The following is a 21,481-nucleotide window of genomic DNA, read 5'->3' on the forward strand; positions in this document are numbered from 1 at the left end:
ATCTGGGTGATGGAGGGGCAGAACGCAGGCAGGGAATTGAAATGAGGCCAAATGTGGGAGGGGGCTTGGCCCCGATAGCAGTGTGTTTAAGATCGTTCCCACGCTCTGCGTGGAAACGCCTCTCTTGACGCTCCGCGTCACGCTTCTGGACGCAGAGCGTCCTTGAGCTGCGTTCCCACGCGGAGCGTGGGAACGATCAGCCCGCGTTTAACCGATGGTCATCAGGCTCGCATTACCGCCGGCAGCAGCCGTGTTAACGCTCAACGCCCGCTCGATCACCAACCGCTCCAGGGCAATGGATGTTTCGCCCTGTGACAAACCATGCACCCCAACAATCGCCCCACCGCGCTGCGCCACTTGCTGGCACACCGCACGCAGCTGGTCGGAATCACCGTGGTGCAGGACAGCGTCGAACACCACGTCGTCTTTGGTCCAGTCGGCCACGCGCTTGATCTTCGTCTGAATATCTTTCGGCAGGCGTGGGAACACGGCCTTGGTCAGCTCGGTTTCCGGCCATACCGCAGAACCGCCTACCGCCAATACCGCAGCGAGTTGGGTCAGCAGGTCACCTTCCACTTCCGCCAGGCACAGCACGTGTTCACGCGGCAGGATCGCATAGCTGTTGCGCTCGCCGGTCGGGCCGGCCAGTTGGCGGGTGATACCGCTTTGCGACTGGGCGGCGAATTGGCTGCACAGGGCGCTCAGTTCGCTGAAGTTGTGGCTGTCGGCCCAGGTTTTCAACGCGGTCAGCGGTTGGCTCATGGCGTCGCGCAGGCGCACATCCGGCGCAGCCAGCTTGTCGCCACGTACGAAGGATTGCTCGATCGCATCGGTAGGACGAGTCGACAGCAGGCGGTACAGGTACAGCGGGCCACCGGCTTTCGGGCCGGTACCCGACAGGCCTTCGCCGCCGAACGGCTGCACGCCCACCACGGCACCCACGATGTTTCGGTTGACGTAGACGTTACCGGCATTGACGTTGTCGATCACCTTGGCGATGGTCTCGTCGATGCGGGTGTGCACGCCCAGGGTCAGGCCGTAGCCGGAGGCATTGATCTGGCTGATGAGCTGGTCGATCTCTTTGCGCTTGTAGCGCACCACGTGCAGCACCGGGCCGAAGATTTCGCGTTGCAGCTCATCGAAGCTTTCCAGCTCGATCAGGGTGGGCATCACGAAGGTGCCACGCTTGATCTCTTCGCCATCGGCAATCGCCACCTGGTAAACGTTGCGGCCTTTGTCGCGCATGGCCTGGATGTGTTTCTCGATACCAGCCTTGGCTTCGGCGTCGATCACCGGGCCGATATCCACCGACAGGCGTTCCGGGTTGCCCAGGCGGCATTCCGCCATGGCGCCCTTGAGCATTTCGATGACACGGTCTGCCGAATCTTCCTGCAGGCACAATACGCGCAGGGCCGAGCAACGTTGGCCGGCGCTGTCGAAAGCCGACGACACCACGTCAATCACCACTTGTTCGGTGAGCGCCGAGGAATCCACGATCATCGCGTTCTGGCCACCGGTTTCGGCGATCAGCGGAATCGGACGGCCCTGGGCATCCAGGCGACCGGCGACATTGCGTTGCAGCAAGCGCGCAACCTCGGTGGAGCCGGTGAACATCACGCCTTTGACACGATCATCACCGACCAGGCGGGCACCGATACTTTCGCCCTGGCCCGGCAGCAATTGCAGCACGCCTTGCGGAATACCGGCTTCGAGCAGGATGCGCACGGCCTGGGCGGCGACCAGCGGGGTTTGTTCGGCCGGTTTGGCCAGCACCGGATTACCGGCAGCCAATGCCGCCGCGACCTGGCCGCTGAAGATTGCCAGCGGGAAGTTCCATGGGCTGATGCACACCACCGGGCCCAACGGGCGGTGGGCGTCGTTGGTGAAATCATTACGCGCCTGCACCGCGTAGTAGCGCAGGAAGTCCACGGCTTCGCGCACTTCAGCGATGGCGTTGGCGAAGGTCTTGCCGGCTTCACGGGCCAGCAGGCCCATCAATGGCTGGATCTCGCCTTCCATCAGGTCGGCGGCGCGCTCCAGGATCGCGGCGCGTTCGGCGGGCGGGGTGGCCTGCCAGATCGGCGCGGCGCTGATGGCGCACTGGATGGCGTTGTCGACGTCTTCGACGGTGGCCTCCTGAACGTGGCCGACCACATCGCGCACGTCGGACGGGTTCAGCACCGCTGCAGCCGGTTGTTCGCTGGCGGCGCAACCGAGCATCGGCGCGGCTTTCCAGTCGTTGTGGGCGGTGGCCAGCAGGGCGCAGGACAGCGAAGCCAGGCGATGCTCGTTGGCCAGGTCGATACCGGCCGAATTGGCGCGGTCGCTGCCGTACAGGTCACGCGGCAGCGGGATACGCGGGTGCGGCAGGCCGAAGCCGCCTTCCGCCGTCGCCATCTGCTCGATGTTCGCCACTGGATCGGCCACCAGCTCCTGAATCGAGATGGAGTGATCGGCGATGCGGTTGACGAACGAGGTGTTCGCACCGTTTTCCAGCAGGCGACGTACCAGGTACGCCAGCAGTGTTTCGTGAGTGCCGACCGGTGCGTACACGCGGCAGGGACGGTTCAGCTTGCCTTCGGAAACTTTGCCTACCACTTGCTCGTACAGCGGTTCGCCCATGCCGTGCAGGCATTGGAACTCGTACTGGCCGGGGTAATAGTTCTGACCGGCAATGTGATAGATGGCCGACAACGTATGGGCGTTGTGCGTGGCGAACTGCGGGTAGATGGCTTCCGGCACCGAGAGCAGTTTGCGTGCGCAGGCAATGTAGGAAACGTCGGTATACACCTTGCGGGTGTACACGGGGTAGCCTTCCAGGCCTTCAACCTGGGCGCGCTTGATTTCGCTGTCCCAGTACGCGCCTTTGACCAGACGGATCATCAGACGGTGGCGGCTGCGGCGTGCCAGGTCGATCACGTAGTCGATCACGTAAGGGCAACGCTTCTGGTAGGCCTGGATCACGAAACCGATGCCGTTCCAGCCAGTCAGTTGCGGCTCGAAGCACAGGCGCTCGAGCAGGTCCAGGGACAACTCGAGGCGGTCGGCTTCTTCGGCATCGATGTTCAGGCCGATGTCGTATTGCTTGGCCAGCAGGGTCAGCGACAACAGGCGCGGGTACAGTTCGTCCATCACCCGTTCGTACTGCGCGCGGCTGTAACGCGGGTGCAGAGCGGAGAGCTTGATGGAGATGCCTGGGCCTTCATAGATCCCACGGCCGTGGGACGCTTTGCCGATGGAGTGAATGGCTTGTTCATACGAAGCCAGGTACTTCTGGGCGTCGTGTTCGGTGAGGGCGGCTTCCCCGAGCATGTCGTAGGAATAGCGGAAACCCTTGGCTTCGAACTTGCTCGCATTGGCCAGGGCTTCGGCGATGGTTTCGCCGGTGACGAACTGTTCACCCATCAGGCGCATGGCCATGTCGACGCCCTTGCGGATCATCGGCTCGCCGCTTTTGCCGATGATGCGGCTCAGGGACGAGGTCAAGCCTGCTTCGTTATGGGTCGCGACCAGTTTGCCGGTCAACAGCAGGCCCCAGGTAGCAGCATTGACGAACAGCGACGGGCTGTTGCCCAGGTGCGGGTGCCAGTTGCCGGTGCTGATCTTGTCGCGGATCAGTGCATCGCGCGTGCCTTTGTCCGGGATGCGCAGCAGCGCTTCGGCCAGGCACATCAGCGCCACGCCTTCCTGGGACGACAGGGAAAATTCCTGCAGCAGGCCCTGAACGATACCGGCACGGCCGCCAGCGCTTTTCTGGTTGCGCAATTTTTCGGCAATCGTGGCGGCCAGCTTGTTGGTGGCTTCGGCCATTTCTACCGGCAGGCGCGCCTGCTCGATCAGCATCGGCACCACTTCCGGCTCGGGGCGACGGTAAGCGGCGGTGATCGAGGCGCGCAGTACAGATTGCGGCAGGATGCTCTCGGCGAACTCGAGGAAGCACTGGTGCGCGTGGTCATGCTGGACTTCGCCGGCGTCGTCGGCATCCTTGCTGCCCGAACCGTTAAGTTCGGAAAGGGTTGCACCACCCTCGAGTTTCTCCAGGTAATTGAAAATTGCCTGTTTGATCAGCCAGTGCGGCGTGCGATCAATGGAGGACGCGGCGGTCTTCAGGCGCTCGCGGGTCGGGTCGTCGAGTTTGACCCCAAGGGTGGTCGTAGCCATTTTGTTATCCTCATGGGTGCCACTACCGAGTGGCATCTGCTGGCGGCAAGATTAGCTTTGCCCATGATGAGGTGCAACCGGGTGCAACCCTTTTTGTTCAAGAAATTTTCGACGGTTGATCGGAAAAAATCCGGCCTTCTGCCGAATCGGCGCTTTGGTGGTGCATTTCATTCTGAGATAGAGTGTTCTTGCTCCGAAAAGGAGCAAAAAACCGGCGTTTGTCCCGAAATACGCGTAGGTGCAACTTATTCACGAGAAACTGGTTGCACCTTATTTGCTTTGTTGAATAGCATTCGCGCACCAAGGTGCAACCACTTCCACAGTCGGTTCATCGGCTGGCGGCTTTCCTGGGGAAACGTCAGTCATAAATGCGCGGCAGGCAGCATCGTTTACCCGGTTAACACCGGTAGCGGGCTGACAGACCGTCGCTACATAAAAACAAAGCCAGGGCGTCACTTCTATGAGCGTTAGTAATCCCACCCTGATCACGTTCGTGATCTACATCGCAGCAATGGTACTGATCGGCTTGATGGCCTATCGCTCCACCAATAACCTTTCCGATTACATCCTGGGCGGTCGCAGCCTCGGTAGCGTGGTGACCGCTTTGTCCGCCGGCGCTTCCGATATGAGCGGCTGGTTGTTGATGGGCCTGCCGGGCGCGATCTACATGTCGGGCTTGTCGGAAAGCTGGATTGCTATCGGCCTGATCGTCGGTGCCTACCTCAACTGGCTGTTCGTGGCCGGTCGCCTGCGCGTGCAGACCGAACACAACGGCGACGCCCTGACCCTGCCGGATTACTTCTCCAGCCGCTTCGAAGATAAAAGCGGGCTGCTGCGGATCATCTCCGCTGTGGTGATCCTGGTGTTCTTCACCATTTACTGCGCCTCCGGCATCGTGGCCGGTGCCCGCCTGTTCGAAAGCACCTTCGGCATGTCCTACGAGACTGCGCTGTGGGCCGGTGCCGCAGCGACCATTGCCTACACCTTTGTTGGCGGTTTCCTGGCGGTCAGCTGGACCGATACCGTGCAAGCCACACTTATGATCTTCGCGTTGATCCTGACGCCGATCATCGTACTGCTGGCGACCGGCGGCGTGGACACCACCTTCCTGGCCATCGAAGCCAAGGACCCGACCAGCTTCGACATGCTGAAAAACACCACTTTCATCGGCGTTATCTCGCTGATGGGCTGGGGTCTGGGTTACTTCGGCCAGCCGCACATCCTCGCGCGGTTCATGGCGGCGGATTCGGTGAAGTCGATTGCCAACGCGCGTCGCATCTCCATGACCTGGATGATCCTGTGCCTGGGCGGCACCGTGGCGGTGGGCTTCTTCGGTATCGCTTACTTCTCGGCGCACCCGGAAGTGGCAGGCCCGGTGACTGAAAACCCTGAGCGGGTATTTATCGAACTGGCCAAGATCCTGTTCAACCCATGGATTGCCGGTGTATTGCTGTCGGCCATCCTGGCGGCCGTGATGAGCACTTTGAGCTGCCAGTTGCTGGTGTGCTCCAGCGCCCTGACCGAAGATTTCTACAAGGCTTTCCTGCGCAAGGGCGCGTCCCAGCTTGAACTGGTATGGGTCGGTCGGATCATGGTGCTGGTGGTGGCCTTGATCGCCATCGCCATGGCCGCCAACCCGGAAAACCGCGTACTGGGCCTGGTCAGCTACGCCTGGGCCGGTTTCGGCGCCGCGTTCGGGCCTGTGGTGCTGATCTCGGTGATCTGGAAAAACATGACCCGCAACGGCGCACTGGCCGGCATCCTGGTCGGCGCGATCACCGTGATCGTGTGGAAGCACTTCGAAGTGCTGGGCCTGTACGAAATCATCCCAGGCTTCATCTTCGCCAGCCTGGCGATCTATTTCGTGAGCAAGATGGGTGCACCGACTGCCGGTATGGTCGAGCGCTTTGATGCCGCAGAAAAAGATTACAACCTCAATAAGTAATTCGCCGGGCGCTGGGCGCTCGATGAGTTAACAAAAAGGCCCGCGTCCTACGGATGGCGGGCCTTTTTTTGCCTGTGATTTACGACGCTCCGAAGAGGATTCCGACGTTCGCGTGTAGGGTTTTACTGATTTTCCTGGGGTCTGCTCAGCAGGGCGCAACAGTGGTGCAGAATCGGTCGCCTATTTTTTTGCAGAGAAACACCGGATGTTCGCTCCTGCCAATCAAACCGCGTTTACCCTGACCCTGGATGGGGTTGCCAGTGACCTCAGGGTCTACAGCTTCAAGGGTAACGAAGCGCTCAGCCAGCCCTATCGTTTTGACCTTGAGTTGGTCTGCGAGCAGCCTGACCTGAACCTCGAGAACCTGCTGCATCACCCGGCGTACCTCGGTTTCGATGATCAGGGCCATGGTGTGCATGGCCTGGTTTACCGGGTAGCGCAGGGTGATTCCGGGCGGCGCCTCACGCGCTATCAGTTCAGCCTTGTGCCGCACCTGACCTACCTGAAACACAGCAGCCACCAACGTATCTTCCAGCACAAGACGGTGCCGCAGATTGTGGCGCTGGTGTTGACGGGGCAGGGCATCCAGAGCAATCAATTCGAGTTTCGCCTGAGCGGTACTTACCCCGAACGCGAGTATTGCGTGCAGTTTGGTGAAACCGACCTGGCATTCGTTCAGCGCCTGTGTGCCGAGCAGGGCATTCACTATCACTTTCAACATTCAGCCGAACAGCACCTGCTGGTGTTTGGCGATGACCAGACCGTGTTCGCCCAGGCGCAACAGCCAACCGCGTATATGCCGGGTTCCGGAATGGTCGCGCAGACCCCGGCGATCAAGCGGTTTGCCGTGGAGCTGGAAACGCGCACCACATCGGTGAACCTGCGCGATTACGATTTTCGTAAACCGCGCCTTGAGCTGGAAAGTGCAGCTACCGGCGAGCAACTTCCCAATCTTGAGCAGCAATTCTTCCCCGGCCATTTCAGCGAGCGTCCCCATGGCAAATACCTCGCGCAGCGTGGGCTGGAGCGCCATCGCAGCGACTATCGGCTGGCGCATGGCTCGGGTGATGAGCCTGGATTGGTCAGCGGCCGCTTCCTCAGACTGAGCGGGCATCCGCGTGAGGACTGGAATGGGTTGTGGTTGGTGACGCAAATCACCCATGAAGGTATGCAACCCCAGGTGTTGGAGGAGGCTGTCACAGACCTCGCCGGCGGGGATTTTCGTCAGGGCTATCGCAACACATTCATTGCCGCCCCATGGGATGTCATGTTTCGTCCCCCTTTGCCTGAACTAACCCGCCCGAGTGTGTCCGGCTATCAGAGCGCGGTGGTTACCGGGCCCGTCGACAGCGAAATTCACTGCGATGAATACGGCCGGGTGAAGGTGCAAATGGCCTGGGACCGTGCTGGCGAGCGGACTGATCAGTCCAGCTGCTGGCTGCGAGTCGCCAGTGGTTGGGCCCATGACCGTTATGGCACGGTGCTGATTCCCAGGGTCGGCATGGAAGTGCTGGTGGGGTTCATCAATGGCGACCCGGATATGCCGCTGGTGATGGGCTGCCTGCCCAATGCCGCGACATCGGTGCCCCTCGATCTGCCGGCGGACAAGACCCGCAGCATCTTTCGCAGCCAGAGCACGCCCGGCGGTGGCGGCTACAACGAGCTGCGCATCGAAGACCGCAAGGGCGCCGAAGAAATCTACCTGCGTGCCCAGCGTGATTGGACCCAGCATGTATTGCACGACCAGCAGGTGCAGGTTGATAAGAGGCGTCGGGTGAAGGTCGGCGGCGAGTCGCACCATGAGTTGCACGGCGAAGAGCAGCGCATTACCCATGGCAACCGCCTGACCGAGCTCAAGCAGGATGATCATCTGATGGTCGGCGGCTCGCAGCAGATGCGGGCTGGCAGGACCATTCAGATTGGCGCCGGGCAGAGCATCGTCATCGATGCGGGGGCCAGCGTTACGATTCAGGCGGGAGGGCAGTCGATCACGCTGTCGGCGGGCGGGATTTTCAGCAGTGTGCCAATCCAGCTTGGCGGGGCGCCAGCACCTGCGGCGGCGCCGTTGACGCCCGGTTTGAAGGAGACGGTACTGGCGGTTATCCCGCTCCCCCTGAGCCCTGTGCAAGTCGCCAGCCTGAAACGCAGCGCGCCGTTTTGCGAAGAGTGCGAGCGTTGTCGGGGCGGGCAGTGTGATATCACCGATCATGCGCGGAGGGTTTCCTGATGCAGGCACTCATGGATCCTGGCACCTGGTTGGCACAGTTTCCCTTGCGCGGCGATGAGCGCATCTTCGCAGTGCTGGGCAATGCCAGCGCCGCCAAACCGCTCGTCGCCTGGCAAAACCTGACGGCAGGGCCGCTGCCGCGAGCGATCTGGGCGGGTACGGCCTACGCCCATTGGGACGAGGTGATGCCTTATGTGGGCATTGTCGAGCCGGGTAGCGCCTTTCTCGATTGGGTAGCCACCGCGCACGCCACCGATTGGGGTTGGTTGGCGGTATCCTCCAGCGCGTTGGACACCGTGATCGCCCATCTGCAAAGCTTGACCAAGGTGTTTATGCCCAATAACCAGGCGGTGTTTCTACGCTTCTGGGATGGCGCTCAGTTTCAGCCAATGTGGCAGCAATTGGGTGACGAGGCGGGGAAGGTCTTGCCGGTGTTTGGGCGTTATTTGATCAATGGTCAGCCGCTGACGGTGGCGACCGGCCAGATCACCCCTGCCAAGCCCTGGCCCTGGTGGCGAGTGCCTGCGCCATTGCTCGAGCACCTGGCTGCGCAGTCGCCTCAGGTACTGGTCGGCAACCTGTTGCAATGGCTGCAAGAGCAGCGTCCTGATGTGTATGCCGCGTTCACGCCGGCCACCTTGCAACACAAGCTCGCCTGGTTCGCGCGCAGGCCGGGAGTCAACCATGCAGCGCTGGCCGATTACCTCGCTGCGCAGTTGAGTTAACAAAAACACCAGCCGCCATGCGGCCCTGCACCTTTGCGCCGGTAGAAGGTAAACTTCGCCCCCTGCGCAGGAGCAACCATGAATTATCGTCACGCCTTTCACGCCGGCAACCACGCCGATGTCTTCAAACACCTGACCTTGACCCGCCTCATCGCCTTGATGTCGCGCAAGGAGCAGCCGTTCGCCTACCTCGATACCCATGCCGGCATTGGCCTGTACGACCTGCAGGGTGACCAGGCCAACCGCACCGGTGAATACCTGGAAGGCATCGCCCGCCTGTGGGGCGCAAACGACCTGCCGCCGCTCACTGCCGATTACATGCGCGTGCTCCACGAGATGAACCCGGATGGTCAGTTGCGCTACTACCCAGGCTCGCCGGAGCTGGCGCGGCGCCTGACGCGCCCCCAGGACCGTGTACTGCTCAACGAAAAGCACCCGGAAGACGGCGTGTTGCTCAAGGACAACATGAAGGGTGATCGTCGGGTCAAGGTGCACCTTGGCGAAGGCTGGCATGTGCCGCGCGCCCTGTTGCCGGTGCCGGAAAAACGCGCATTGATGCTGATCGATCCACCGTTTGAAAAGCTCGATGAAATGCAGCGTTGCGCGGCGTCCCTCAAGGAAGCCGTCAGCCGCATGCGCCAGACGGTCGCGGCAATCTGGTACCCGGTGAAAGATCCGCGCATGTTGCGCCGCTTCTACCAGGACCTGGCCGGCACCGGTGCGCCGAAGCTGTTGCGCGTAGAGCTGCTGGTGCATCCACTGGATACGCCCAACACCCTGACCGGCTCAGGCCTGGCAATCGCCAACCCGCCGTGGGGCCTGGAAGAGGAGCTGCGTGAATTGCTGCCGTGGCTGTCCAGGCAACTGGGCCAGACCCAGGGCGGCTGGCAGATGGATTGGCTCATCGCTGAATAGCCTATTTCAAGCCAAACACAAACCAGTGTGGGAGGGGGCTTGCCCCCGATTGCGGGGTGTCAGTCAGTACATTTGTCACTGATACACCGCAATCGGGAGCAAGCCCCCTCCCACATTTTGACCGGTGTTGCCCCTTTATATCGGGCAGGTCACGCCGGTGCCGCCGATGCCGCAATAACCCTGGGGATTCTTCGCCAGGTACTGCTGGTGATACGCCTCGGCGAAGTAAACCGTCGGCGCTTCGTCGATTTCGGTGGTGATCTCGCCCAGGCCGGCCTTGGTCAGCTCTTGCTGATAAGCCTCGGCACTGGCCTTAGCCGCCGCCAGTTGCTCCGGCGTGGTGGCATAGATCACCGAGCGGTATTGGCTGCCGATATCGTTGCCCTGGCGCATGCCCTGGGTCGGGTTGTGCAGTTCCCAGAACATCTTCAGCAAGTCTTCGTATTTCACTTTGGCCTGGTCATACACCACCAGCACCACCTCGCTGTGGCCGGTCAGGCCTGAGCAGACTTCTTCGTAGGTCGGGTTCGGCGTGAAGCCGCCGGCGTAGCCGACCACGGTGCTGACCACGCCGTCGCGCTGCCAGAACTTGCGCTCTGCGCCCCAGAAGCAGCCGAGGCCGAAGATCGCAAAACCGACGTCGTCGGTAAACGGGCCCAGCAGCGGGTTGCCGTTGACGAAGTGCGTTTGCGGCAGCGTCATCGGGGTTTCACGGCCAGGCAGAGCTTGTTCTTGAGTAGGCAGCACGTTTTTGTTCACCAGAATTTCCGAGCGCAAGACCATGATCAGTCCTCTCGTCAGGTTGATTAGCAGTAAATTGTCAGACAGCCAGTGTGCCCGAGTGTTACAGCGCTGTCAGGCGATTGGCCCGCGTGGATAGCGTTTAAGCTTCTCCAGCAGCTCTGCGCCGGGGATTGGCCGGTCGAACAGGTAGCCTTGGCCCACGTCGCACCGATGCCTGCGCAGGAACGCCAATTGCGCGGCGGTCTCGATGCCTTCGGCCACCACCTTGAGCTTGAGGTTGTGGGCCATGGCGATGACCGCCGAGGTGATTTCCATGTCGTCCTGGTTATCCGGGATTTCGTGGATAAAGCTCCGGTCGATCTTAATGATGTCGATGGGGAATTTTTTCAAGTAGCTCAGCGACGAATAACCGGTACCGAAGTCGTCCATGGCCAGGGTCAGGCCAAAGCTCTTCAGTTGGTCCAGTTGCAGGCGCGTGTCTTCGGTGGCCTCCAGCAGCAGGCCTTCGGTCAACTCCAGCTCCAGCAGATTGGGCGGCAGCTGTTCTTCCTTGAGAATCGAGGCGATCGAGGCCACCAGGTCCGGGTCGGAAAACTGCTTGGGCGACAGGTTGATCGCGACCTGCAGATTACCCAGGCCCGCCGCCGTCAACTGCCGGCTCATGCGGCACGCCTGGCGCGCGATCCATTTGCCGATGGGGATGATCAAGCCGGTCTCTTCGGCCACGCTGATGAACTGGTCGGGGCGGATCATGCCCTTTTCCGGATGGTTCCAGCGCAACAACGCTTCCATACCCAACAGGCGGCCACTGCGCAGGCACAGCTTTGGCTGGTAGAACACATCAAGCTCGTTCTGGGTCAGGGCGCGGCGCAGGTTGTTTTCCACGAACAGTTTGTAGCTCGCTTCGGCATTCAGGGCTTCGGTAAACACTTGCACCTGGTGTTTGCCGTTGGCCTTGGCCTTGTGCAGGGCCAAACCGGCGTTGCGCATCAGGGTCTGCGGGTCGCGGCCGTGCAGCGGCGCGCAGGCCAGGCCTACGGAGCCGGTCACGCTGATCAATTGGTTGTCGACGAACATCGGCTTGTCGAGGGTGGCCAGCAACTGGCCGGCGACCTGCTGGCCGGTCTCCAGGTCGGCATCGTCCAGCAACACCGCAAACTCGTTACTGGCAAAGCGCGCCAGGCTGCCGCCGCTGCTCAGGCTGTTGCGTAGACGACGGGCCAGGCTGATCAGCAGCTTGTCCCCGGTCTGGTGCCCAAGGCTGTCGTTGATGCGCTTGAAGTTGTCGATGTCCACCAAAAGCAGGCTGATCGGGCTGTCGCTGTCGCGGGCAAAGCGCTCGTCGAGGTTGCGGATGAAGGCCGGGCGGTTGCCCAGGTTGGTCAGGTTGTCGGTGTAGGCCAGGCGTTCGATGCGCTGTTGCGCCAGCTTGGTCTGGGTAATGTCTTCGTAGATGCCGATGTAGTGGGTCAACTCACGGTTGTCGCCATACACCTTGGAAATCGACAGCTGGCCCCAGTAGGGTTCGAGGTTTTTGCGTCGGCTTTTGAATTCACCTTGCCAGCTGTTGCTCTTGGCCAGGCTCGACGGCGCATCGAACAGCAACTCGCTGAGGTTCTCCAGGGCCGGCAACTGCGCCAGGCGGTGGCCGTGCACCTCTTCGGCGCTGTATTGGGTGATCGCGGTAAAGCTTGGGTTGACGTACTCCACCACGCCATCGCAATTGACCAGCAGAAAGGCGTTGGCACTTTGTTCCACGGCACGCTGGAACAGGTGCAGAGCGCTGGTGGCGGTGCGGCGGTTGTGGTTGTTGATGACTTGGGCGAACTGGTCCGCCAACTCGCCGGCAAAGGCGATTTCATCGGACTGCCAGGCACGCGAACTGCCGCTTTGCTCCAGGCACAGCACGCCGACGACCTGGCCATCCACCCGGATGCTCGCGTCGAGCATGGCGTGGATATCCTTGGCGAACAGGCTTTCGGCCATTTCCCGCGTACGCGGGTCGCGCAGGGCATTGGTGGCATCGATCGCGCGGCTGCTGTGCAGGGCTTCGAGGTAATCGGGGAAGCAACTGGCGTCAATCGCTTCAGGCAAATGGTATTGCTGATCGGCGCGGTGATAGGCCGAAATCGGCACCAGGCGCTGGCCTTCCAGGTTCCAGATGCTGGCGCAATCGATCTGGTAGATGTCGCAGGCGCTGCGGGTGATCAGTTCGGCGGCTTCTTGCAGCGAATTGGGCGTGGTGTAGCGTTGGCGGGCCAGGAGCAGGATCAACTCCTGCTGGGCGCGTACCCGCTCCAGGTGTTGCAGTTGTTCCTGTTGCGCGCGCTGGTTGAGTTCCAGGGCGATTTGCAGGCGGCTGTTCTGGTTTTCCAGGTCGGCGGTCGGCACCGTGGCGGGAATTTCGCTGAACAGGCCATCAACCACCATCAGGTAGCCGCGCAGCAGGTGGCGATTGTGTTGTTTGTAGGCCTCGCCCATTTCCAGCAGGCTCAGCGGGCCATCGTTGGTGTGCAGGGTGTAGCGCACCAGGTAGTGGGGGCTGAGGGTCAGTTGCTGCTGGATCGCGTCGTGCAGTTGATAGCGTGCCTGGGGCTCCATCAGGCTGGCGTACGGCGTGCCGATCAGGGCACAGAGTTCGACCGCCGGCAGGCCGAATTGGCGCTCGCAATTGGGGTCGAGGTAGAGCAGCGCCCAGCTTGCCTCATTAAGCCGCTCGAAACGCAGCATACCGAGGCGCGAAGGCACCGGTAATTGCGTCACTACCTCGGCCGCCGTTCGGGCGACATCGGGTTGGCTTTTCATGGGGGAAACTCGCTTGGAAAAATGCGCACGGCGCCGGGCTCACGCCCTCTTTACTGTTGCCTGCGGCAAGGTTGCATCATGCGGCACGCACTGACAAGAGAGGATGAAGGCTAAGTGCTATAACCCGGTTATCGGCCGCCCAGGGGGTTTCTGCAGTCGAAGTGACGGAAGGTGTACAAGCCTGTCCTATGTATACAACAAACGGGCAAAAAAAGCCCCGCCAAGTGGCGGGGTTGAGGTACGAGCGTGGCGCTCGGAAATCGGTGCGGCAAAGGCCTCCCGCCGAGGGGAGGCCGCTGCGGCTTACAGCAGGATGGTGCGGATGTCGTTCAGCAGCTGGCTCAGGCGCTGGGTGAAGCGTGCCGCCGCGGCGCCGTTGATCACACGGTGATCGTAGGACAGCGACAGTGGCAGCATCAGCTTGGGCTGGAACACTTTACCGTCCCAGACTGGCTGGATAGTTGCCTTGGACACACCCAGGATCGCCACTTCCGGCGCGTTGACGATTGGCGTGAAGCCAGTACCGCCAATGTGCCCGAGGCTGGAGATGGTGAAGCACGCGCCCTGCATGTCGTCCGGGGTGAGCTTCTTGTCGCGGGCCTTGGCGGCCAACGCAGCAGCCTCGGCAGCCAGTTGCAGCAGGCTCTTCTGGTCAACGTTCTTGATGACCGGTACCAGCAGGCCGTCAGGCGTGTCTACCGCGAAGCCGATGTGCACGTACTTCTTGCGAATGATCGCCTTGCCGCTTGGCGCCAGCGAGCTGTTGAAGTCCGGCAGTTCCTTGAGCAGGTGCGCACAAGCCTTGAGGAGCAGAGGCAAGACGGTCAGTTTCACGCCGGCCTTCTCGGCCACGGCTTTCTGCGCAACGCGGAACGCTTCCAGGTCGGTGATATCGGCCTGGTCGAACTGAGTCACGTGCGGGATGTTCAACCAGCTCGCGTGCAGACCTGCCGCGCCGATTTGCATCAGGCGGGTCATCGGCACTTCTTCGATTTCGCCAAAACGGCTGAAATCCACGGTGCGGATCGGCGGAATGCCCGAGCCACCGGTAGCGCCGCCGGCAGTTGGCGCTTCCTTGGCTTTCTGCATCATGGTTTTGACGTAAGCCTGCACGTCTTCCTTCAGCACACGGCCGTGAGGGCCGCTGGCCGAGACGGCGCCCAGCTCGACGCCGAATTCACGGGCCAGCTGACGCACGGCAGGGCCGGCATGAACCTTGGCACCGCTTGGTGCAGGCGCGGCGGCAGGAGCCGGTGCAGCTTCGGCTTTTGCAGCCGGGGCAGGAGCAGCAGCGGCCGGAGCCGCTTCAGCCTTGGCCGCAGCCGGAGCGGCGGCAGCTGCTGGAGCAGCAGGCGCAGCGCCTTGTACTTTCAGCTTGAGGATGAAATCGCCAGTGCCGACTTCGTCTTCCAGCTTGACCCCGATGCTTTCCACCACGCCGGCAGCCGGCGATGGGATCTCCATGGAGGCCTTGTCGGACTCCAGGGTGATCAGCGACTGGTCGGCTTCGACGGTGTCGCCGACCTTGACCAGCAGCTCGATGATCTTGGCCTTGCCCGACGAGCCGATGTCCGGAACGTGGATGTCCTGGACGGTGGCGGCGGCAGGTGCAGCGGCCGGGGCTGGAGCAGCCTCGGCAGCAGCAGGCTTTTCAGCAGCCGGCGCAGGTGCAGCAGGAGCCGCCGCCGGGGCCGCATCAGCGGCACCTTCGATTTCCAGTTCCAGCAGTTCGTCGCCTTCTTTCAGGCGGTCGCCCAGCTTCACTTTCAGGCTTTTGACCACACCGGCCTTGGGAGCAGGGATTTCCATGCTCGCCTTGTCCGACTCCAGGGTCAGGATGCTCTGGTCGGCTTCGACGGTGTCGCCAACCTTCACAAACAGCTCGATTACTTCACCTTCACCGCTGCCGATGTCAGGTACGCGAATGAGTTCGCTCACAAAAAATCTCCTCAGCAGTCCAGTGGGTTGCGTTTTTCCGGGTTGATCCCGAACTTGACGATGGCGTCAGCCACCACCTTGGGTTCGATCTCACCACGGTCAGCCAAGGCTTCCAGGGCTGCCAACACCACGAAGTGACGGTCGACTTCGAAGAAGTGACGCAGCTTCTTGCGGCTGTCACTGCGGCCGAAACCGTCGGTGCCCAGGACTTTGAATTCCTTGGACGGGACCCACTGGCGAATTTGTTCAGCAAACAGTTTCATGTAGTCGGTAGAGGCGATGACTGGACCTTTACGGCCGGCCAGGCACTCTTCGACGTAGCTCAGTGCAGGCTTCTGGCCCGGGTGCAGGCGGTTGCTGCGTTCCACGGCCAGGCCGTCGCGACGCAGTTCGTTGAAGCTGGTAACGCTCCACACGTCGGCGCCGACGTTGAACTCGTCACGCAGGATCTTCGCCGCTTCACGCACTTCGCGCAGGATGGTGCCGGAGCCCATCAGCTGTACGTGGTGCGCCGCTTCCTTGGTGTCTTCTTCGAGCAGGTACATGCCCTTGATGATGCCTTCTTCCACGCCAGCCGGCATGGCTGGCTGCTGGTAGGACTCGTTCATCACGGTGATGTAGTAGAAAACGTCCTGCTGCTCTTCGGTCATCTTCTTCATGCCGTCCTGGATGATCACCGCCAGCTCATAGCCGTAGGTTGGATCAAAGGTGCGGCAGTTCGGGATGGTGGCAGCCAGGATGTGGCTGTGACCGTCTTCGTGTTGCAGGCCTTCGCCGTTGAGCGTGGTACGCCCGGCGGTACCGCCGATCAGGAAGCCACGGGTACGGCTGTCGCCTGCGGCCCAAGCCAGGTCGCCAATGCGCTGGAAGCCGAACATCGAGTAGAAGATGTAGAACGGCAGCATCGGCTGGTTGTGGCTGGAGTACGAAGTACCGGCAGCGATGAAGGAGCTCATGGCGCCCGCTTCGTTGATGCCTTCTTCGAGGATCTGGCCCTTCTTGTCTTCCTTGTAGAACATCACCTGGTCTTTATCGACTGGCTCGTAGAGCTGGCCGACGGAGGAGTAGATGCCCAACTGGCGGAACATGCCTTCCATACCGAAGGTACGGGCCTCGTCCGGGATGATCGGCACGATACGCGAACCGATTTCCTTGTCCTTGACCAGCTGCGCGAGGATCCGCACGAAGGCCATGGTGGTGGAGATTTCGCGGTCGCCCGAGCCGTCCAGGATAGCCTTGAGGGTATCGAGTGGCGGCGTCGGGATGCTCATGCTCTTGGCGCGGCGTTGCGGCACGAAACCGCCCAGTGCAGTGCGACGCTCGCTGAGATAGCGGGCTTCGGCGCTGTTCGGCTCAGGCTTGAAGAACGGCAGGTTCTCCAGCTCTTCGTCCTTGACCGGGATGTCGAAGCGGTCGCGGAACAACTTCAGGCTGTCGACGTCGACTTTCTTGGTGTTGTGCGCGGTGTTCTTCGCTTCGCCGGCACCGGTGCCATAACCCTTGATGGTCTTGGCCAGGATGACGGTCGGTTGCTCTTTGTGGTTGACCGCTTCGTGGTACGCCGCGTAGACCTTGTACGGGTCGTGGCCGCCACGGTTGAGTTTCCAGATCTCGTCGTCGGACAGGTCGGCAACCATCGCCTTGAGTTCAGGCGTGTTGAAGAAGTGTTCACGCACGAACGCGCCGTCTTTGGCTTTGTAGTTCTGGTACTCGCCGTCGATGACTTCGTCCATGCGGCGTTGCAGGATACCGTCGACGTCCTTGGCCAGCAGTGGGTCCCAGAAACGGCCCCAGATGACTTTGGTCACATTCCAATGTGCACCGCGGAACACGCCTTCGAGTTCCTGGATGATCTTGCCGTTGCCGCGAACCGGGCCGTCGAGGCGCTGCAGGTTGCAGTTGATGACGAAGATCAGGTTGTCCAGCTTCTCGCGGCCGGCCAGGGAGATGGCGCCCAGGGATTCCGGCTCGTCGCACTCGCCGTCGCCCAGGAAGCACCAGACTTTCTGCTTGCCTTCGGGAATGAAGCCACGGGCTTCCAGGTACTTCATGAAACGTGCCTGGTAGATCGCCTGGATCGGGCCCAGGCCCATGGATACCGTCGGGAACTGCCAGAAATCAGGCATCAGCCAAGGGTGCGGGTAGGACGACAGGCCCTGACCGTCGACTTCCTGGCGGAAGTTGTTCATTTGCTCTTCGGTGATGCGACCTTCCATGAACGCACGGGCGTAGACGCCTGGCGAGGTGTGGCCCTGGAAGTAGATCAGGTCGCCGCCGTGTTCGTCGGTCGGGGCCTGGAAGAAGTAGTTGAAGCCGATGTCATACAGGGTTGCGCTGGAAGCGAAGCTGGAGATGTGACCGCCCAGGTCCGAATCCTTCAAGTTCGTGCGCATTACCATCGCCATGGCGTTCCAGCGTACCAGCGAGCGAATGCGGCGTTCCATGAACAGGTCGCCAGGCATGCGTGCTTCGTGGGTAACGGGGATGGTGTTGCGGTATGGCGTGGTGATGGCGTAAGGCAATTGCGAGCCGCTGCGGGTCGCGAGTTCGCCCATACGGGTCATCAGGTAGTGAGCACGGTCTTCGCCTTCTTTGTCGAGAACCGATTCCAGGGCGTCCAGCCATTCCTGGGTTTCGACGGGATCGAGGTCTTGCATGGCTTGCTCCAGGGCGGAAAGGCTACCAGAATCGGTTGCCTGAAGTTTGCGACTGGCCTTGTGGGCAGACGACATAAATTCTTGGATGGCCGAAGGTTGCTTCGGCGTCCTGTAGTTTTACTACAAATCGTCGGCCATTTCAGCCTTTCGAATGTATATACGAGTAGTAAAACTACACAAGACTGAGCGTATGGCTCGGTCTGGCTGGTGAGCATAATCGTTATTGTTGGTCTATTGCGAACAAGAAAAGGTGAAAGTTTGATGTTGCCTGCCAAGATTAATTTAATTTCAGCTATTTCTAACTTTTGTTCGACAGTCCTTCATCGAGCATGGCTCCTGCGTTCACAACTACACGCCATTTACACGCCGATCAAGGATAGACCATGAGCCTTCCAACGCTGGCCGAACTGCCGGCCATTCTCTTGCCTTACGCCAGCCGGGCCGAGCAGTCATTTCGTGACGCAGTGGCCGCGTTGGATGACGATCATGGCCTTTCTGGCTGGACGCCGCAACGGTGGGCCGACTTCGCGCGGGTGTGCGCCGCCAGTGATTTTGTCATTGAACAGAGTGTGCGTGACCCTTTGATGTTGCTTGAGCTGGCGGCCTGGGGCGAGCTGGACCGGGGGTTTGCGCCGGGTGAGTTGTGCGGGCAGATTGCCGGTGCCGTGCAACAGGCCGAAACAGAAGACGAACTCGGCCGTGTGCTGCGGCGCCAGCGTACGCGCCAGCAGGTGCGCATCATCTGGCGTGATCTGACCCGCCAGGCGGATTTGGTGCAAACCTGCCGCGACCTCTCCGACATGGCCGACGCCTGCATCGACCAGGCCTACCAATGGCTGTACCAGCGCCATTGTGTGCAGTTCGGCACGCCAACCGGGCGGCGCAGCGGCGAGGCGCAGCACATGGTCATCCTTGGCATGGGCAAGCTCGGGGCGGTGGAGCTGAACCTGTCGTCGGATATCGACCTGATCTTCGCCTACCCAGAAGGCGGCGAGACGGTGGGGGTCAAGCGCTCCCTGGATAACCAGGAGTTTTTCATTCGACTTGGTCAGAAATTGATCAAGGCCCTCGACCCGATGACGGTCGACGGTTTCGTGTTCCGTGTCGACATGCGCCTGCGCCCCTACGGTTCGGCCGGCGCGCTGGTACTGAGCTTCAACGCGCTGGAGCAGTACTACCAGGACCAGGGCCGTGATTGGGAGCGTTACGCCATGATCAAGGCCCGCGTCGTCGCCGGTGACCAACTGGCCGGCGCGCAGTTGCTCGACATGCTGCGCCCGTTCGTCTATCGCCGTTACCTGGACTTCTCGGCCATCGAAGCGCTGCGCACCATGAAGCAGCTGATCCAGCAGGAAGTGCGACGCAAAGGCATGGCCGAGAATATCAAGCTGGGTTCGGGCGGTATTCGTGAGGTGGAATTTATCGCCCAGGCGTTCCAGCTGATCCACGGTGGCCGCGATCTCAGCCTGCAGCAACGTCCGCTATTGAATGTGCTGGGCACCCTGGAGGGCCAGGGTTACTTGCCGGCCGCCGTGATCAGTGAGTTGCGCAATGGCTACGAGTTCTTGCGCTACACCGAACACGCGATCCAGGCGATCGCCGACCGCCAGACCCAGATGCTCCCGGACAGCCCGGAAGACCAGGCGCGTATTGCCTTCATGCTCGGTTTTGCCGACTGGGCCGCGTTCCACGAACGCCTGATGTATTGGCGTGGGCGGGTGGATTGGCACTTCCGCCAGGTGATTGCCGACCCTGATGAAGAAGAGGGCGCAGAAAGCGAACTGGTCGTCGGCGGGGAATGGTTGCCGCTGTGGGAAGAATCCCAGGATGACGATGCCGCCTGCCGCCAGTTGAGCGAAGGCGGCTTCACCGATGCGCCCAAGGCCCTCAAGGCCCTGGCCGGCTTGCGCGGCAGTCCGCAGCTGCGCGCCATGCAGCGCCTCGGTCGCGAGCGGCTGGATGCGTTTATTCCGCGCTTGCTGGCCCAGGCGGTCGAACACGCCAACCCGGACCTGGTATTGGAGCGCGTACTGCCGCTGGTCGAGGCGGTCGCCCGCCGTTCCGCTTACCTGGTGTTGCTCACTGAAAACCCCGACGCCCTGCGCCGTCTGCTGACGCTGTGCGCCGCGAGCCCGTGGATCGCCGAGCAGATCACCCGTTTCCCGCTGTTGCTCGATGAGCTGCTCAACGAAGGGCGCCTGTTCAAGCCGCCGTTGGCGCCGGAGCTGGCCGCCGAATTGCGCGAGCGCCTCACGCGTATCCCTGAAGACGACCTCGAGCAGCAGATGGAAGCCCTGCGCCATTTCAAGCTGGCGCACCGCCTGCGCGTGGCTGCGTCGGAAATCGCCGGCAGCCTGCCATTGATGAAGGTCAGCGACTACCTCACCTGGCTGGCTGAAGCCATCCTCGAACAAGTGCTGGCCCTGGCCTGGCGCCAGACCGTTGCCCGTCACGGCTCGCCGCAACGGCTGGACGGCAGCCTGTGCGATCCTGGGTTCATCATTGTCGGTTATGGGAAAGTCGGCGGTATCGAATTGGGGCATGGTTCGGATTTGGACCTGGTGTTTATCCACGACGGCGACCCCCAGGCCGAGACCGACGGTGCCAAGCCGATCGACGGTGCGCAGTTCTTCACGCGCCTGGGCCAGCGCATCATTCACCTGCTGACCACCCAGACCAACTCCGGCCAGCTGTATGAGGTGGATATGCGCCTGCGACCTTCAGGTGCGTCCGGGTTGCTGGTGAGTTCACTGGGCGCGTTCGACCGTTATCAACAAAATGAAGCCTGGACCTGGGAACATCAGGCGCTGATTCGCGCACGGGTGTTGGTCGGCAGCCAGGATGTGGGCCAGGCGTTCGAGCAGGTCCGCGCCAAGGTATTGGGGCGCGAACGGGACTTGGCGAAGCTGCGCCAGGAGGTCAGCGAGATGCGCGCCAAGATGCGTGACAACCTGGGGACCCGGAGCACAGCGGCCGGTATGGGCGCCAATGCCTTCGAAGCCACGGCGCTGTTCGACCTCAAGCAGGACGCCGGAGGTATCGTCGATATTGAATTTATGGTGCAATACGCCGCTTTGGCGTGGTCTGCGCAACATCCATCGTTGCTGCGCTACACCGACAATATCCGCATTCTGGAAGGCCTGGAGCAGGTCGGGCTGATGCCCGCCGCCGATGCCCATTTGTTGCGGGAGGTGTATAAGGCGTACCGCTCCGCCGCGCACCGCCAAGCCTTGCAGAACGAGGCGGGCACGGTGGCCGGGGACCAATTTGCAGACGAGCGGCGCCAGGTGATGCGAATCTGGCAGGCGCTGGGTTTGAGCTGAAACACTATTAGGGCGGGGAGGCATAAGCCTCCCCGCATCGT

Annotated in this window: 10 protein-coding genes; 5 read left to right on the forward strand and 5 right to left on the reverse strand. The window is 61.4% G+C overall.

The genetic code is table 11. The features are described from left to right. Positions 1–207: 207 nt before the first annotated feature. The gene (gene putA, locus C4J92_RS02550; RefSeq protein WP_124402851.1) at positions 208–4,161 is read right to left on the reverse strand and encodes a trifunctional transcriptional regulator/proline dehydrogenase/L-glutamate gamma-semialdehyde dehydrogenase; all 3,954 of its coding nucleotides are present in this window, start codon (positions 4,159–4,161) and stop codon (positions 208–210) included. A gap of 460 nt (positions 4,162–4,621) precedes the next feature. Here putA and putP point away from each other — a divergent pair, with 460 nt between their 5' ends. From putP to C4J92_RS02570, 4 genes are all read left to right on the forward strand, one after another. Then, complete coding sequence (gene putP / locus C4J92_RS02555) at positions 4,622–6,106, forward strand: sodium/proline symporter PutP (RefSeq protein WP_124365571.1); 1,485 nt, start codon at positions 4,622–4,624, stop codon at positions 6,104–6,106. Positions 6,107–6,311: 205 nt separating this feature from the next. Next, positions 6,312–8,333: a type VI secretion system tip protein VgrG gene (locus C4J92_RS02560; RefSeq protein ID WP_124402852.1), complete on the forward strand. Its 2,022-nt coding sequence runs from the start codon at positions 6,312–6,314 to the stop codon at positions 8,331–8,333. Beyond that, positions 8,333–9,058: a DUF4123 domain-containing protein gene (locus C4J92_RS02565; protein ID WP_124402853.1), complete on the forward strand. Its 726-nt coding sequence runs from the start codon at positions 8,333–8,335 to the stop codon at positions 9,056–9,058. Before C4J92_RS02560 ends, C4J92_RS02565 begins: the two co-directional genes overlap by 1 nt. A 78-nt stretch (positions 9,059–9,136) precedes the next feature. Beyond that, a complete protein-coding gene (locus C4J92_RS02570; RefSeq protein WP_124360963.1) occupies positions 9,137–9,973 on the forward strand; it encodes a 23S rRNA (adenine(2030)-N(6))-methyltransferase RlmJ in 837 nt (278 codons plus the stop codon). A gap of 135 nt (positions 9,974–10,108) precedes the next feature. Here C4J92_RS02570 and msrA read toward each other — a convergent pair whose 3' ends face one another. From msrA to aceE, 4 genes are all read right to left on the reverse strand, one after another. Next, on the reverse strand, positions 10,109–10,756 hold the full coding sequence (gene msrA / locus C4J92_RS02575) for a peptide-methionine (S)-S-oxide reductase MsrA (protein ID WP_124402854.1): 648 nt from the start codon (positions 10,754–10,756) through the stop codon (positions 10,109–10,111). A gap of 72 nt (positions 10,757–10,828) precedes the next feature. After that, positions 10,829–13,522, reverse strand: coding sequence for a bifunctional diguanylate cyclase/phosphodiesterase (locus C4J92_RS02580; RefSeq protein ID WP_124402855.1), 2,694 nt, complete (start codon positions 13,520–13,522; stop codon positions 10,829–10,831). A gap of 303 nt (positions 13,523–13,825) precedes the next feature. Continuing rightward, positions 13,826–15,460: a dihydrolipoyllysine-residue acetyltransferase gene (gene aceF, locus C4J92_RS02585; RefSeq protein WP_124402856.1), complete on the reverse strand. Its 1,635-nt coding sequence runs from the start codon at positions 15,458–15,460 to the stop codon at positions 13,826–13,828. Positions 15,461–15,471: 11 nt separating this feature from the next. After that, positions 15,472–18,117, reverse strand: coding sequence for a pyruvate dehydrogenase (acetyl-transferring), homodimeric type (gene aceE, locus C4J92_RS02590; protein WP_124365578.1), 2,646 nt, complete (start codon positions 18,115–18,117; stop codon positions 15,472–15,474). 383 nt (positions 18,118–18,500) lie between these two features. Between aceE and glnE the strand changes: the two genes are divergently transcribed. Continuing rightward, on the forward strand, positions 18,501–21,440 hold the full coding sequence (gene glnE / locus C4J92_RS02595; RefSeq protein ID WP_124402857.1) for a bifunctional [glutamate--ammonia ligase]-adenylyl-L-tyrosine phosphorylase/[glutamate--ammonia-ligase] adenylyltransferase: 2,940 nt from the start codon (positions 18,501–18,503) through the stop codon (positions 21,438–21,440). Positions 21,441–21,481 lie beyond the last annotated feature (41 nt).

Origin of the sequence: Pseudomonas sp. R3-18-08 (genome assembly GCF_003852065.1) — a bacterium.
Taxonomy (GTDB): Bacteria; Pseudomonadota; Gammaproteobacteria; order Pseudomonadales; family Pseudomonadaceae; genus Aquipseudomonas.

Bases quoted from the DNA above. Each gene is read 5' to 3' on its own strand.
- putA (WP_124402851.1), bottom strand. From the start codon at position 4,161: ATGGCTACGACCACCCTTGGGGTCAAACTCGACGACCCGACCCGCGAG.
- C4J92_RS02580 (WP_124402855.1), bottom strand. From the start codon at position 13,522: ATGAAAAGCCAACCCGATGTCGCCCGAACGGCGGCCGAGGTAGTGACG.
- C4J92_RS02570 (WP_124360963.1), top strand. From the start codon at position 9,137: ATGAATTATCGTCACGCCTTTCACGCCGGCAACCACGCCGATGTCTTC.
- glnE (WP_124402857.1), top strand. From the start codon at position 18,501: ATGAGCCTTCCAACGCTGGCCGAACTGCCGGCCATTCTCTTGCCTTAC.
- C4J92_RS02565 (WP_124402853.1), top strand. From the start codon at position 8,333: ATGCAGGCACTCATGGATCCTGGCACCTGGTTGGCACAGTTTCCCTTG.
- msrA (WP_124402854.1), bottom strand. From the start codon at position 10,756: ATGGTCTTGCGCTCGGAAATTCTGGTGAACAAAAACGTGCTGCCTACT.
- putP (WP_124365571.1), top strand. From the start codon at position 4,622: ATGAGCGTTAGTAATCCCACCCTGATCACGTTCGTGATCTACATCGCA.
- aceE (WP_124365578.1), bottom strand. From the start codon at position 18,117: ATGCAAGACCTCGATCCCGTCGAAACCCAGGAATGGCTGGACGCCCTG.
- C4J92_RS02560 (WP_124402852.1), top strand. From the start codon at position 6,312: ATGTTCGCTCCTGCCAATCAAACCGCGTTTACCCTGACCCTGGATGGG.